This window comes from Bacillus sp. SD075, assembly GCF_017355165.1.
Classification (GTDB): domain Bacteria; phylum Bacillota; class Bacilli; order Bacillales; family DSM-1321; genus Peribacillus.
This window is the reverse complement of sequence record NZ_JADILK010000106.1, coordinates 1-1,353: the sequence shown is the minus strand read 5'-3', so window position 1 is coordinate 1,353 and position 1,353 is coordinate 1. Positions and strand designations below refer to the sequence as shown.

Here is a 1,353-nt window from a genome sequence, read left to right as displayed (position 1 = left end):
ATGAGGACCATCACAAGGATTGCTGTAAGAAGAAATGCTGCGATGAGAACCATCACAAGGATTGCTGTAAGAAGAAATGCCGCGATGAGGACCATCACCAGAATTGTTGTAAGAAGAAAAAAGGCCTTGTTGACTTTGGGTGTAATTGGTCGTGGATTTGGTAGTTTGTTAAACGGAAAGTACTTTGATACCGTACTTGATCAAAGTACTTTTTTAGTTTCCAATAGATGAAGTTTGTCAACCTCACATGTATCGCGCACTCATTCTGTTCTCATTAGACTCTCCTCTCTGATTCAACTATCCTTCTTTTTAACTTACAATCCATCAGAGCTGAATTAAAAAAAGGAATAATTTCACACTTTATACTAGAACATTCGTTCTGTCCGTGTTATTCTTATAAAAACAAATAAAAAGATCAAATCGCTGCCAAATGATTTGATCCGTAATTATAATTAAAGGTCGGTTGTATCCGCGGGCCTAACACGGTTGTACCGCTGAGCCGAGCCATTTGCTAACGTTCAGGGTGCCGGTGACAAAGACAGCTCCGAACTTCAGCTAAAAGCACCCGTTAGTTCATTAATAACCGGTAATTTCATAACAAGAACAGCTATTTCATCAATCAACTATTATTTCTCTCTATCCTTCTGTGTGTCCATCATAAGTTTTACTTAATCCTCAAGTCGTTTTGTATCAATACGATCTTTATTATTAAAAGCATTATCCCTGCTGGAACAAAAAAGGCAGCAATCCCAGATATTAAGGCACCTTTTCGTTAAACAAGGTTAGTGCATATTCTCGGCAATCTTTTTCAGAGCCTTTGCACGAGAAACGATAAATCCTCTCATATACTTCTCAAAAAACAACTTATCAGCTAAAACTCCAATTGGACCGAACGGTGACTTATATTGAAATTTATCTATCGTTATAGTTCCACCTGTTTTTTCTATAAACTGATGTGTGTGTACGAAGGAATGGAAGGCTCCCTTCACCATAATATCTACAAACTCACTTGGCTTTTCCATGAATGTCACTTGAGCTTCCAGCCTTTGTTTCATACCAAAGTGAATGGCTTCCCAAGTTACAGTATCTCCCTCCTCTAACAGCCCTTCTGTCACACCATCAACAGCAGTTTCCTTTGTTTTCACTGCCGTTTTGGTATGGATATCCACGCTCCTCGCAAGGTCAAAACATAATTCAACTGGAGCTTTAATAAATTGTTGATACTCAATAACAGGCATTTCCTAATCTCCTTATAACTCTTTCTTACCATCATTATAGCTCGTTATAAAAAATATTACCTAACACATATTCCATAATCCTGCCCTTTATGTTCCATAAGAAACTCCTATGGCG

General features: G+C 38.0%; 2 protein-coding genes. One reads left to right on the top strand and one right to left on the bottom strand.

Annotated elements, in window-relative coordinates:
- On the top strand, nt 1-231 hold a 231-nt coding region (locus IOC57_RS25445; protein ID WP_207441361.1), incomplete at its 5' end, for a hypothetical protein.
- A 551-nt stretch (nt 232-782) separates the two neighbouring features.
- On the opposite strand, the gene IOC57_RS25440 is transcribed toward IOC57_RS25445, so the two are convergent.
- Complete coding sequence (locus tag IOC57_RS25440; RefSeq protein ID WP_207441360.1) at nt 783-1,238, bottom strand: SRPBCC family protein; 456 nt, start codon at nt 1,236-1,238, stop codon at nt 783-785.
- Between the last annotated feature and the right edge of the window lie 115 nt (nt 1,239-1,353).

Excerpts from the sequence above, each read along its gene's own strand:
- IOC57_RS25440 (WP_207441360.1), bottom strand. The coding sequence starts at position 1,238 with ATGCCTGTTATTGAGTATCAACAATTTATTAAAGCTCCAGTTGAATTA.